Source organism: Streptomyces anandii JCM 4720 (genome assembly GCF_014650655.1).
GTDB classification, from domain to species: domain Bacteria; phylum Actinomycetota; class Actinomycetes; order Streptomycetales; family Streptomycetaceae; genus Streptomyces; species Streptomyces anandii.
The window spans coordinates 180,994-193,473 of the sequence record NZ_BMVJ01000001.1 but is presented as its reverse complement, the minus strand read 5'-3'; the positions used below and the strand labels follow the sequence as shown (position 1 = coordinate 193,473).

Annotated in this window: 12 protein-coding genes; 10 read left to right on the top strand and 2 right to left on the bottom strand. The window is 71.7% G+C overall.

What is annotated here, in order from left to right:
* Positions 1-42 precede the first annotated feature (42 nt).
* The 5 genes from fasR to fabF all read left to right on the top strand — a co-directional run bounded on the left by fasR (position 43) and on the right by fabF (position 5,035).
* Positions 43-1,248, top strand: coding sequence for a fatty acid biosynthesis transcriptional regulator FasR (fasR, locus tag IE249_RS00850; protein WP_189702809.1), 1,206 nt, complete (start codon positions 43-45; stop codon positions 1,246-1,248).
* Positions 1,249-1,337: 89 nt separating this feature from the next.
* Positions 1,338-2,255: an ACP S-malonyltransferase gene (locus tag IE249_RS00845; protein WP_189702808.1), complete on the top strand. Its 918-nt coding sequence runs from the start codon at positions 1,338-1,340 to the stop codon at positions 2,253-2,255.
* A 21-nt stretch (positions 2,256-2,276) separates the two neighbouring features.
* Positions 2,277-3,308, top strand: a complete 1,032-nt coding sequence (locus IE249_RS00840; RefSeq protein WP_189702807.1) for a ketoacyl-ACP synthase III — start codon at positions 2,277-2,279, stop codon at positions 3,306-3,308.
* A 100-nt stretch (positions 3,309-3,408) separates the two neighbouring features.
* On the top strand, positions 3,409-3,657 hold the full coding sequence (locus tag IE249_RS00835) for an acyl carrier protein (RefSeq protein WP_003989952.1): 249 nt from the start codon (positions 3,409-3,411) through the stop codon (positions 3,655-3,657).
* Positions 3,658-3,763: 106 nt separating this feature from the next.
* Entirely contained in the window at positions 3,764-5,035 is a 1,272-nt protein-coding gene (gene fabF / locus IE249_RS00830; RefSeq protein ID WP_189702806.1) for a beta-ketoacyl-ACP synthase II, read from the top strand.
* 105 nt (positions 5,036-5,140) lie between these two features.
* On the opposite strand, the gene IE249_RS00825 is transcribed toward fabF, so the two are convergent.
* Positions 5,141-5,635, bottom strand: coding sequence for a DUF3145 domain-containing protein (locus IE249_RS00825; protein ID WP_189702805.1), 495 nt, complete (start codon positions 5,633-5,635; stop codon positions 5,141-5,143).
* 268 nt (positions 5,636-5,903) lie between these two features.
* Here IE249_RS00825 and IE249_RS00820 point away from each other — a divergent pair, with 268 nt between their 5' ends.
* From IE249_RS00820 to IE249_RS00805, 4 genes are all read left to right on the top strand, one after another.
* The gene (locus IE249_RS00820) at positions 5,904-6,803 is read left to right on the top strand and encodes an SGNH/GDSL hydrolase family protein (RefSeq protein ID WP_189702804.1); all 900 of its coding nucleotides are present in this window, start codon (positions 5,904-5,906) and stop codon (positions 6,801-6,803) included.
* A 29-nt stretch (positions 6,804-6,832) separates the two neighbouring features.
* Positions 6,833-7,807 carry an aldose epimerase family protein gene (locus IE249_RS00815; protein WP_189702803.1) on the top strand — a complete coding sequence of 325 codons (975 nt, stop codon included), beginning with the start codon at positions 6,833-6,835 and terminating at the stop codon, positions 7,805-7,807.
* A gap of 393 nt (positions 7,808-8,200) precedes the next feature.
* The gene (locus IE249_RS00810) at positions 8,201-9,808 is read left to right on the top strand and encodes a hypothetical protein (RefSeq protein WP_189702802.1); all 1,608 of its coding nucleotides are present in this window, start codon (positions 8,201-8,203) and stop codon (positions 9,806-9,808) included.
* A gap of 223 nt (positions 9,809-10,031) precedes the next feature.
* Entirely contained in the window at positions 10,032-10,877 is an 846-nt protein-coding gene (locus IE249_RS00805) for a hypothetical protein (RefSeq protein WP_189702801.1), read from the top strand.
* Between the two features lie 6 nt (positions 10,878-10,883).
* Here IE249_RS00805 and IE249_RS00800 read toward each other — a convergent pair whose 3' ends face one another.
* A complete protein-coding gene (locus IE249_RS00800) occupies positions 10,884-11,717 on the bottom strand; it encodes an EI24 domain-containing protein (RefSeq protein ID WP_189702800.1) in 834 nt (277 codons plus the stop codon).
* A gap of 124 nt (positions 11,718-11,841) precedes the next feature.
* On the opposite strand from IE249_RS00800, the gene IE249_RS35755 reads away from it, so the two are divergent.
* Positions 11,842-12,480: serine hydrolase domain-containing protein (locus IE249_RS35755; protein ID WP_229857151.1), on the top strand; the 639-nt coding region annotated here is incomplete at its 3' end.

The window sequence follows — 12,480 nt, the reverse complement described above, 5'->3', positions numbered from 1 at the left end:
CCGGCGGCACGCACTGGCGTCCGGATAAGGCAGTCTTGTCCCGTGCCCGAACCCGAATCCCACACGTCCGAAGCCGCCGCGCGGCCCGCTCATCCGCACGCCGCGACCCTGAAACGGCTGGAGAAGTCCTCCGGGTCGCTGGCCGCCCAGGCCATCGCGCGGATGGACGAGACGCTGCCGTGGTACCGGGCCATGCCACCGGAGAACCGTTCCTGGATCGGGCTCGTCGCCCAGGCGGGCATCGCCGCCTTCACCGAGTGGTTCCGGCACCCGGACGCCCCGCAGGCGATCTCCACCGACGTGTTCGGGACCGCGCCGCGCGAGCTGACGCGGGCGATCACGCTGCGGCAGACCGTGGAGATGGTGCGCACCACGATCGAGGTCATGGAGTCCGCGATCGACGAGGTGGCGGCTCCGGGCGACGAGGGCGTGCTGCGCGAGGCGCTGCTGGTGTACGCCCGGGAGATCGCCTTCGCCACCGCGCAGGTGTACGCCCAGGCCGCCGAGGCACGCGGTGCCTGGGACGCGCGGCTGGAGTCGCTGGTGGTGAACGCCGTGCTGAGCGGGGAGGCCGACGAGGGCGCGGTGTCGCGGGCGGCGGCGCTCGGCTGGAACTCACCGGAGCACGTGTGCGTGGTGCTCGGCACCGCGCCCGACGGTGACTCGGAGTTGACGGTGGAGGCCATCCGGCGTGCCGCCCGGCACGCCAAGCTCCAGGTGCTCACCGGGGTGCTCGGGGACCGGCTGGTGGTGATCGCGGGCGGCAGCGACAACCCGCTGGCGGTGGCCAAGTCGCTGATCGGGCCGTACGCGGCCGGGCCGGTGGTGGCGGGGCCGATCGTGCCGGACCTGCTGGCCGCGACCCGCTCCGCGCAGGCCGCCGCGGCCGGCCTGAAGGCGTGTTTCGCCTGGCAGGACGCCCCGCGGCCGGTGCTGGCGGACGATCTGCTGCCGGAGCGCGCGATCGCCGGTGATCCGGGCGCGCGGGAGCAGTTGGTAGAGGAGATCTACAGACCGCTGGAGGAGGCCGGCTCCGCGCTCCTGGAAACCTTGAGTGTTTATCTGGAGCAGGCGAGCAGTCTGGAAGGCGCGGCCAGGATGCTCTTCGTTCACCCGAACACCGTGCGCTACCGGCTCCGACGTGTGACTGACGTCACCGGATGGTCGCCGTCCGATGTACGATCCGCGTTCACACTGAGGATCGCGCTGATCCTGGGGCGTCTGGCCGATGGAGATCCCCAGGCCTAGGCTTTTGTCGGGGGTCCACAAAACCCCTCCGTGTTCTTCGTCCCTGTCCCCACGGGCGGCCGCGCCCGTCCCCAAGAGAGAGTGTGAGAGTGCTCGTACTCGTCGCTCCCGGCCAGGGCGCCCAGACGCCCGGCTTCCTGACTCCCTGGCTCGAACTGCCCGGTGCCGCCGACCGCGTGGCCGCCTGGTCGGACGCCATCGGCCTGGACCTCGTCCACTACGGGACGCAGGCCGACGCGGACGCGATCCGCGACACGGCCGTGGCCCAGCCGCTGCTCGTCGCCGCCGGGATCCTGTCGGCGTCGGCGCTCGGTGACGTGGCACCCGGTGCCGTGGCGGGCCACAGCGTGGGTGAGATCACCGCGGCCGCCTTCGCGGGCGTGCTGGACGACACCGCGGCGCTGACCCTGGTCCGCAGGCGCGGCCTGGCGATGGCCGAGGCCGCCGCGATCACCGAGACCGGCATGTCGGCGCTGCTCGGCGGCGACCCGGAGGTGTCCGTCGAGCACCTGCGCAAGCTGGGCCTGACCCCGGCGAACGTCAACGGCGCGGGCCAGATCGTGGCCGCCGGCACCATGGCGCAGCTCGCCGCGCTGATCGAGGACAAGCCCGAGGGTGTGCGCAAGGTGGTGCCGCTGAAGGTGGCCGGCGCCTTCCACACCCACCACATGGCCCCCGCGGTCGACAAGCTGGCCCAGGCCGCCAAGGCGCTGGAGCCGTCCGACCCGAAGGTCACCTACGTGTCCAACAAGGACGGCCGGGCGGTGCACAGCGGCGCAGAGGTCGTCGAGCGGCTGGTGGGCCAGGTGGCCAACCCGGTCCGCTGGGACCTGTGCATGGAGACCTTCAAGGAGCTCGGCGTGACCGCGCTCCTCGAGGTGTGCCCCGGCGGCACGCTCACCGGGCTCGCCAAGCGCGCGCTGCCCGGTGTGAAGACGCTGGCGCTGAAGACCCCCGACGACCTCGACGCGGCCCGCGAGCTCATCGCCGACCACGCGAACGCCTGACGCCCGAAGGAGCCGACGATCATGTCGAAGATCAAGCCCAGCAAGGGCGCCCCGTACGCGCGCATCCTCGGTGTGGGCGGCTACCGCCCCACGCGGGTGGTGCCCAACGAGGTGATCCTCGAGACGATCGACTCGTCCGACGAGTGGATCCGGTCGCGCTCCGGCATCGAGACCCGGCACTGGGCGTCGCCGGAGGAGACCGTGGCGGCGATGTCCGTGGAGGCCTCGGGCAAGGCGATCGCGGACGCCGGGATCGACGCCGAGCAGATCGGCGCGGTCGTCGTCTCGACGGTGTCGCACTTCAGCCAGACCCCTGCGGTGGCGACCGAGATCGCCGACAGACTGGGCACGAACAAGGCCGCCGCCTTCGACATCTCGGCGGGCTGTGCCGGCTTCGGCTACGGACTGACCCTCGCCAAGGGCATGATCGTCGAGGGTTCGGCGGAGTACGTGCTGGTCATCGGCGTGGAGCGGCTGAGCGACCTGACCGACCTGGAGGACCGGGCCACGGCCTTCCTGTTCGGTGACGGCGCCGGCGCGGTCGTGGTCGGCCCCTCTCAGGAGCCGGCGATCGGCCCCACGGTGTGGGGTTCGGAGGGCGACAAGGCCGAAACGATCAAGCAGACCGTGCCGTGGGACCGCTTCCGGATCGGCGACCTTTCGGAGCTGCCCCTGGACAGCGCGGGCAACGTCAAGTTCCCCGCGATCACGCAGGAGGGCCAGGCGGTCTTCCGCTGGGCCGTGTTCGAGATGGCGAAGGTCGCGCAGCAGGCGCTGGACGCGGCCGGGATCAGCCCGGACGACCTGGACGTCTTCATCCCGCACCAGGCCAATGTGCGGATCATCGACTCGATGGTGAAGACGCTGAAACTGCCGGAGCACGTCACGGTCGCCCGTGACATCCGCACCACCGGCAACACCTCGGCCGCCTCGATCCCGCTCGCGATGGAGCGGCTCCTGGCGACCGGCGAGGCGAAGAGCGGCGACACCGCGCTCGTCATCGGCTTCGGGGCGGGTCTCGTGTACGCCGCGACGGTCGTTACCCTCCCCTAGGCACTCCGTGCCGGATCATGCTTCCGGTACGGGAACGCAACACCTGCCGCTGCCGCGGCGGGCGCCACACCCTCTGGAACACCAACGAAGGAGCGCCGACATGGCCGCCACTCAGGAAGAGATCGTCGCCGGTCTCGCCGAGATCGTGAACGAGATCGCCGGGATCCCGGTCGAGGACGTCCAGCTGGACAAGTCCTTCACCGACGACCTGGACGTCGACTCGCTGTCCATGGTCGAGGTCGTCGTCGCCGCCGAAGAGCGCTTCGACGTCAAGATCCCCGACGAGGACGTCAAGAACCTCAAGACGGTCGGCGACGCGACCGACTACATCCTCAAGCACCAGGGCTGATCCACCGATCACCGCCTTGGGCTGACTGCCCCGCCACCCGGCGGTGGCGCCGTTCCCCGCTCGGGCGGGGATGGTCCTCCTCGTAACCGTTGGAGAAAGAATTCCCGTGAGCTCGACCAATCGCACCGTGGTCGTCACCGGTATCGGCGCAACCACACCGCTGGGTGGCGACGCAGCCTCTACCTGGGAGGGTCTGATCGCCGGCAAGTCCGGCGTGAAGCCCCTGGAGCAGGACTGGGCGGCCGAGCAGGCCGTCCGCATCGCGGCCCCGGTCGCCGTGGAGCCGACCGAGACCATCCCGCGGCCGCAGGCCCGCCGACTGGACCGCTCGGCGCAGTTCGCGCTGATCGCCGCCCAGGAGGCCTGGAAGGACGCCGGTTTCACCGCCAAGGCCGGTGAGGACGGCGCCATCGACCCGGACCGGCTCGGCGCGGTCATCGCCTCCGGCATCGGCGGTGTGACGACCCTGCTGGACCAGTACGACGTGCTGAAGGACAAGGGCGTACGCCGTGTCTCCCCGCACACCGTCCCCATGCTGATGCCGAACGGTCCCTCGGCCAACGTGGGCCTGCTCGTGGGCGCCCGTGCGGGCGTGCACACGCCGGTCTCCGCGTGCGCCTCGGGCGCCGAGGCCATCGGCTACGCCATCGAGATGATCCGCACCGGCCGCGCCGACGTGGTCGTCGCCGGCGGTACGGAGGCGGCGATCCACCCGCTGCCGATCGCCGCGTTCGGCAACATGATGGCGATGTCGAAGAACAACGAGAACCCCGAGGGCGCCTCGCGCCCCTACGACGTCGACCGGGACGGCTTCGTCCTCGGCGAGGGCGCCGGCGTGCTCGTGCTGGAGTCCGCCGAGCACGCCGCCAAGCGCGGCGCCCGCGTCTACGCGGAGGCGGTCGGCCAGGGCATCTCGGCCGACTCCCACGACATCGTGCAGCCGGAGCCCGAGGGCCGCGGCATCTCGCACGCGCTGCAGAACCTGCTGGAGCGCACCGACCTGGACCCGGCCGAGATCGTGCACGTCAACGCGCACGCCACCTCCACGCCGGCCGGTGACATCGCGGAGCTGAAGGCGCTGCGCAAGGTCTTCGGCGACGACGCCGACCACATGGCGGTCTCCGCGACCAAGTCGATGACGGGTCACCTGCTCGGTGGCGCGGGCGGCGTGGAGTCGGTGGCGACCGTGCTGGCCCTGTACCACCGGGTGGCCCCGCCGACCATCAACGTGGAGAACATCGACCCCGAGGCCGAGGCGAACGCGGACGTGGTCCGCGGGGAGGCCCGCAAGCTGCCCGTTGACGGCCGTATCGCGGCCCTCAACGACTCGTTCGGCTTCGGCGGGCACAACGTGGTGCTGGCCTTCCGTACGATCTGAGTTCCGCGAGTTCCGCACACGGCGCCGGCCCGGACCCCACCTGGGGCCCGGGCCGGCGCCGTCGGTGTTCCCGGATGAGTTTCCGGACGAGTTTCCGGGCGGGTCTCAGACCACCTGGTGCAGCCAGCGGACGGGGGCGCCCTCGCCGGCGTACCGGAAGGGCTCCAGCTCGTCGTCCCAGGGCTTGCCGAGGAGCCGGGCGATCTCCGCCTCCAGGTCGGTCTCGTCGCGCTGGGAGCGGGTCAGGGCGGCGCGCAGGCGGTCCTCCGGGATGAGGATGTCGCCGTGGATGCCGGTGACGGCGTGGAAGATGCCGAGGTCGGGGGTGCAGCTGTAGCGCTCGCCCTCGGCGGCGGCGCTGGGCTCGGCGGTGACCTCGAAGCGCAGCAGGTGCCAGCCGCGCAGCGCGGAGGCGAGCTTCGAGGCGGTGCCGGCCTCGCCCTGCCAGGAGAACTCCGAGCGCCAGGTGCCGGGCGCGGCGGGCTGGCGGATCCAGTCCAGGCCGACGCGCGTGCCGAGCACCCCGGCGACGGCCCACTCGACGTGCGGGCACAGCGCGCGCGGCGCGGAGTGCACGTACAGAACTCCACGTGTCGTCACCGGGACCTCCGGGCAGAGCGGTACATGGTGCGGGCGGGCGGACGGAAGTGGCGCGACCGCCACGTTGATGGCGAGGCTACCGTGCGACGGCGCAAGGAGTGTGACGTACCGTCCGTCCCGGGGTAAGGAAACGCCTCCCGTTCACCCGGCAGGACGCTTGTACGGGTTCCACGAGCGCCATCGAGTGGGGGCGGGAACTCCCGCGCGTTCTCATGGAGGGGGGTACCGCACCACGACCGCGCACTACGACCGAGGGGATCACCAGGGGATGCGGAAGCGAAGTCACCGCAACCGGGCCGCCGGTGCCGTGGCGGCGGCGGCCGTTCTGGCCGTCGCGGGCTGCGACGCCGCCGGTGACGGCGCGTCGGGCGCGCGGGACCCGGGCGCGAGAGCGGCGCGCCCGTCCGCGTCGGCGGCGCCGGTGTGGGACCGCGGCCCGGACTCGATCGCCGCGGTCGGGGACTCCATCACCCGCGGCTTCGACGCGTGCGCGGTGCTGTCGGACTGCCCGGAGGTGTCGTGGGCGACCGGCAGCGACGCCGCCGTGGACTCCCTGGCGGTACGGCTGCTCGGGGTGACCGGAGCGGCGCAGCGCAGCTGGAACTACGCGGTGACGGGCGCCCGGATGGCCGATCTGACCGGGCAGATCACGCAGGCGGTGCTGCGCAAGCCGCAGTTGGTGACGGTGATGGCGGGCGCCAACGACGCCTGCCGGGCGACGACGGGCGCGATGACGTCGGTGGCGGACTTCCGCGCGCAGTTCCAGGAGGCGATGGACACGCTGCGTCAGGCGCTGCCCAAGACCCAGGTGTACGTCGCTAGTGTGCCGAACCTGAAGCGGCTGTGGTCGCAGGGGCGGGGCAATCCGCTGGGCAAGCAGATCTGGAAGCTGGGCATCTGCCCCTCGATGCTGGGCGACGCGGACGCGCTGGACCCGTCGGCGGTCGAGCGGCGCGACACGGTGGAGAAGCGGGTGGAGGCGTACAACGAGGTGCTGGCTCAGGTGTGCGCCAAGGACCGCCGCTGCCGCTTCGACCACAACGCGGTCTTCGACTACCGGTTCGGCACCGAGCAGCTCAGCCACTGGGACTGGTTCCACCCGAGCCGCAACGGCCAGGCCCGCCTCGCCGAGATCGCCTACCGCACGGTGACCGCGAAGAGCCCGTGAGCCTGGGGGTGTCCCCTAGGGTTTCCCACATGAGCGAACTTTTCGGCACACTTTCCGACGGCACGCCGGTCCACCGCTGGACGCTGGAGCGCGGTGGGGTCCGGGTGCGTGTGCTGTCGTACGGCGGGATCGTGCAGTCGGCCGAGGTGCCGGACCGGGAGGGGCGCACGGCGGACGTGGTGCTGGGCTTCGCGGACCTGGACGGCTATCTCGCCCACCCCGAGCCGTTCCTCGGCGCGCTGATCGGGCGTTACGCCAACCGGATCGCGGGGGGCCGCTTCCCGCTTGACGGGCGGACGTACGCCCTGGAGCGCAACGAGGGGCGCAACTCGCTGCACGGCGGGGACCGCGGCTTCGACAAGCGGGTGTGGGACGCCGCGCCCGTCGAGCACGGGGTGCGGCTGACACGGGTCAGCCCGCACGGCGAGGAGGGCTTCCCGGGCCGGCTGGAGGTCTCGGCGACCTACCGTCTCGAGGAGTCGGGCGCCCTGCGCATCGCCTACGAGGCGACCACCGACGCGCCGACCGTGATCAACCTGACCAACCACTCGTACTGGAACCTGAGCGGGTCGGGGAGCGCGGGCGGGCACGAGCTGCGGCTGGCCGCCTCGCACTACACCCCGGTGGACGCGGACCTCATCCCGACCGGGGTCCTCGAGGACGTGTCCGGCACGCGCTTCGACTTCCGGCAGGGCCGCGGGACCGGCTCGGGCTACGACCACAACTTCGTGCTCGACAAGGGCGTGACCGGGGCGGCCGAGGAGGTCGCCGAGTTGCACGACCCGGTGTCGGGCCGGGTCCTGACGGTGGCCACGACCGAGCCCGGCCTCCAGCTCTACACCGCCGATCACCTCGGCGAGCCCTTCTCGCCCGGCGACGCGGTCGCCCTGGAGACCCAGCACTTCCCGGACTCCCCCAACCGGCCCGCCTTCCCGACCACCGAGCTGCGGCCGGGCGAGGTGTTCCGCTCGGAGACGGTGTACGGCTTCTCGGTACGGGGCTGAGGACGCGCCCGCACCGGCGCGGGCACCCGCGCCCGCGACGCGACAAGCCCCGGCCCGGGGTCAGGTCCCGGGCCGGGGCTGCTCTCGGGGAGGGCTCGCCCCGAGCCAGACGTTAGTCGCCGTGATGGGGCCGCGGTCGGCGATCGGGCCTCGCGCCACGATCCCGTACGAACCCTTCACACCCGCCTGAGCGCTACCGGCGCACATGCCCTCTTCCCCGGGAGCACGCTCCGACAAGGGCGGCACTCAGACCCCCCTGCAAAATACGACCATAAGAACCCATTCTGCCGCCATTAGGCCATGCGGGGGCCACGGTGGCGCTGTCCGTGACGCGCGATTCGGGGGCTTCGTTGAGTGCTTGTCCCAAACCCCCGCAGAACAAGGAGTGGTGGAGTGCGCAAACTGGCAGCGGCCACGTTGATGGCCATGACGATGGGCAGTTTCACGTCCTACGTCGGAGGAGTCGCCTTCGCGGTCGGCCCGGGCGGCGCGACCGCCACCGGCGGTTCCGCCGGAGGTGATCTGTCGCAGCAGAACGTGGCCCAGGAGGGCCGGCAGAACAGCGCGTGTGATCTGTCGACCGCGGGCGACATCTCGCTGGACCCCGGGCAGTTGCGGGGCCGCTGTGTGAACGGGGACGGTTCCTACAACGAGTTCACGCGCGTCAAGTACAAGGGCGCGCGTGCCGTTGGCGGTGACGGGGTGACGAGTGTCGAGCAGCAGAACATCGCCCAGAAGGGCCGGCAGAACAACGCCTGCGCCGACTCCATCGACTTCACCCTCGAGGTGACCGGCGGCCTGGTGGGCGACGAGTGCTCCAACAAGGACCACTCCCGGAACAAGTACACGCTGTTCCGCAGCGGCGGCGCCGACGCCGTGGGCGCCTCCGGTCTCGACGGGCCGTTCCAGAACAACATCGCGCAGGAGGGCCGGCAGAACAACGCCTGCGCCACCAACAACGACGCCGACTTCGACCTGACCGGTGGCCGCACGACCAGCCGCTGCGACAACGCGGACGACTCCGGCAACGAGCGTGTTCTGACCAAGGGAGGCGGGGCGCACGTCAAGAGCGGCAGCGGCACCGGCTTCGAGGAGGAGAACATCGCCCAGGAGGGCCGGCAGAACAACGCCTGCGACAGCGGCGTGTTCTTCCTTCCCGACGTGGAGGGTGGCCGCTTGACCAGCGAGTGCGTCAACAGGGACCACTCCAGCAGCAAGGACGTCCTGGTGCGGGGCGGCGGCTCCCGTGTCCGGGGCGGCGACGGCGCCGAGTTCCAGCAGAACATCGCGCAGGAGGGCCGGCAGAACAACGCCTGCGACAACTCCCTCTTCCCCGAGCCCCCCGACGCCGGCGATGCCCGGGTCGACAGCAGGTGTGTCAACGTGGACGGCTCCCGGACCAAGGACGCCGTGATCAAGGGACGCGGAACCCGCGTCGACGGCGGTTCTTCCGCGGCTTCCCTGATCCAGCAGAACATCGGGCAGGAAGGCCGCCAGAACAACGCGTGCAACAACGCGAACATGGTCGACATCACCGATCTCACGCTGAGCGGCGGCAGCGCGGAGTTCCGTTGCGCGACCGTGGACCGCTCGGAGAACGAGGGCACCAAGGAGATCGGGGGCGGCGCCGGTATCCACGGCGGTTCCGCCGTGGCCGACGCCAACCAGCAGAACATCGCGCAGGAGGGCCGGCAGAACAACGCCTGCGGCAACCACAACGCCCTGGACGGGGTGTCCCTCACCGACACGCACGTCAGGTCGTCGTGCGCGACCGTGGACGATTCGGTGAACAAGGGAACGACGCGGGTCGGCGGCGGCGCCAGGGTGGAGGGCGGCTCCAGCCTGGCGGGACTGTTCCAGCAGAACATCGCCCAGGAGGGCCGGCAGAACAACGCCTGCGGCAACAGCAACGACCTGAGCCTCACCGCCACGGACGCCCGCATCGACAGCCAGTGCCTGGCGGTCGACCGTTCGGTCAACATCGGCTCCCAGGAGTCCTGACCTCCGGCAATCGCCTCGGCCGGGGCGTCACCATGGCGCCCCCGATCGGCGACCCCGGATCCGGCCCGCCCGAAACCTCCCTCGGGCGGGCCGCTCACATATGCGCAGACCAACACTTTTCGCCCACCCGGGCGTTTACCCCATGACTGAGGGCGCCGAACGCGCGCGGGCTGGTACCGCGGCCGGACGGAGCGGCCCGACAACTCGACAAGGAGAGGTGGCAATGGGACAGCGAGGACGCCACGCGGCGCCTGGAGCAGGCGCGCAGAAGGTCCGCAGGGCGGTCGCCGTGGTGCTGGCCGCCGGGGCCCTGACCTCGGTCGGAGCCGGTGCCGCGCTCGCCGACGTGCTCGACGACCTCCCGTTGAACGGCGAGCAGAACATCGACCAGGAGGGGCGGCAGAACCTGGACTGCGGCAACTCCGCCCGGATCATCAGGCTCAATGTCGGGGAAACGGTGCACCACGACCGCTTCTGTGTCGAGCGTGACGGCCGCACCCGCCACCTGAGCGGCCGTCACGGCGGCGCCCGGGCCGAGGGGGGCTCCGGCGTGGGCCCGCAGGTCAACGCCGCCCAGGCCGGTGAACAGAACCTGTACTGCGGCAACTCCGCCGACCTCGTCACGGTCAACGTGACGGGGGACGTGTACTGGAACACCACTTGTGTGGTCACCGACCCGCGCCACCCCGGCGGCGGCCGGCGCCATGGCGCCCACCCCGAGGGCGCCCGGGCCGTCGGGGGCACCAACGTCGGCCCTCAGGTCAACACCGCCCAGTCCGGCCGGCAGAACCTCTACTGCGGCAACTCCGCCGACACCCTGACCCTCAGCGTGGCGGGCACCGTCAGCAAGCGCACCACCTGCACCGCCGCCCAGCACTCCTCCCACGGTCCCGGCGACACGCACTTCGGCCGGGCCTCGGTCCGTCCGGGCGACGCGGTGGGCCCGGAGACCAACGCCGCCCAGAACGGCCGGCAGAACCAGACGTGCGGCAATCCCGGCACCGGGCTGGACGTCCCCCTCGGACAGATCACCCGCCAGGCGAACTGCACCGTCCACACCGGCGCCTGAGCCGATTCACGGGTTGAGTTCCCGGGCCTCCGGAGCGTCGGGATCCGCGGTGCCCGCCCCGCCGCCGGACGCCTGGGAGCTCCCTTCGCCGCCGCTCTCCTCCCCCAGCAGGTCGCGGGCGAGCAGGGTGGCGCCCGCGACCGCGCCCGGCATGAGGAACACGGCGACGAAGGGCACCAGGAAGGCCACGGCGAGCGGGGTGCCGAAGCCCCAGACCAGCATCCTGCGCGAGCGCAGCAGGGCCAGCCGCTCGCGCAGTTCCACGCCCCGGCGCTGGAGGGCCACCGCGGTCAGCTCCTCGGTGAGGAAGAACCCGGTCACGAAGAAGCCGATCACCGGTACGGCGGTCTGCCCGATGAACGGCAGGAAGCCGAGGGCGAACAGCAGCACGCCCCACACCGCGGCCCGCACGAGGACGCGGAGGCTGTCGCGGGCGGAGATCCACAGTTCGCGCCAGAGCGGCAGCCCCGACTCGGGCGCGCTGCCGTCCGGGGAGACGTCCCGGTCGACCCGCTCGGAGAGGCTCTCGTAGAAGGGCTGGCCGATCAACAGGGTGACCGCGGTGAAGGTGATCACGGCGAGCAGCAGGCCGAGGGCGAACAGCACGGCGGTGAGGAACCCGCGGAAGAGGCCGGCCCAGGGGCTGCCCCAGCCGTCCGCGAAGGGCGTGGCCCAGGTGACGGCGTCCTCGCCCCACAGGGCGAGCGAGGTGAGGGCCGCCGCGTACAGGGCGAGTGCGATCAGGCCGGGGAGCAGGCCGAAGCCGTACGACCTGCCGTGCCGGGCCATCCAGCGCTGGCCCTTCAGCAGATGACCGAAACCCACCCCAAGATCACGCATGGTCACACTTTACCGAGGGTTTCGCGCCACGGTTCGCGGCGGGCGTTGAGTCGAACGTGCCCGGGCCGCCGTACCGATCCCCGGGAGTCCCACCAGTGGTCAGCGGTCAGGTCGAGGAGAGCGCATGAGCCAGACCCAGGAGATCCACGGCACCGTCGCCGACGGTTACGAGCCGGTGCGGGAGGAGTTCGCCGCGTTCGTGGCGGCTCAGCGGCCCGACTACGAGGGCCAGTTGTGCGCGTATGTGCACGGGCGGCCGGTGGTCGACCTGTGGGCGGGGGCCGACCGGGGCGCGCTGTACGCGGCGTACTCCTCCACCAAGGGGGCCGCGTACCTGGTGGTCGCGCTGCTCGTGCAGGACGGCACGCTGGAGCTGGACCGCAAGGTGACGTACTACTGGCCGGAGTTCGCCGCCGAGGGCAAGGGCTCGCTGACGCTGCGCGAGCTGCTGGCGCACCGGGCGGGGGTGGTGGGCACCGACACCGGGTTCACGGCGGCGGAGCTGGCCGACGACCGGGTGGTCGCGGAGCGCCTGGCCGACCAGCGGCCGTTCTGGCGCCCTGGGACGGCCTTCGGTTACCACGCCCTGGTCATCGGCGCGCTCACCGGCGAGATCGTGCGGCGGGCGACCGGCCGGACGATTCAGGAGCTGCACGAGGAGCGCGTCCGCGCCCCCTACGGCCTGGACTTCTTCCTGGGGCTGCCCGCCGCCCAGGAGCCCCGGTTCCGGACCGTGCAGCCGATGGTGCCGACGCCCACGCAG

What these genes read in the sequence shown, in the direction of transcription:
- IE249_RS00840 (WP_189702807.1), top strand. Translation starts at nt 2,277, where the DNA reads ATGTCGAAGATCAAGCCCAGCAAGGGCGCCCCGTACGCGCGCATCCTC.
- IE249_RS00835 (WP_003989952.1), top strand. Translation starts at nt 3,409, where the DNA reads ATGGCCGCCACTCAGGAAGAGATCGTCGCCGGTCTCGCCGAGATCGTG.
- IE249_RS00820 (WP_189702804.1), top strand. Translation starts at nt 5,904, where the DNA reads ATGCGGAAGCGAAGTCACCGCAACCGGGCCGCCGGTGCCGTGGCGGCG.
- IE249_RS00815 (WP_189702803.1), top strand. Translation starts at nt 6,833, where the DNA reads ATGAGCGAACTTTTCGGCACACTTTCCGACGGCACGCCGGTCCACCGC.
- IE249_RS00805 (WP_189702801.1), top strand. Translation starts at nt 10,032, where the DNA reads ATGGGACAGCGAGGACGCCACGCGGCGCCTGGAGCAGGCGCGCAGAAG.
- IE249_RS00800 (WP_189702800.1), bottom strand. Translation starts at nt 11,717, where the DNA reads ATGCGTGATCTTGGGGTGGGTTTCGGTCATCTGCTGAAGGGCCAGCGC.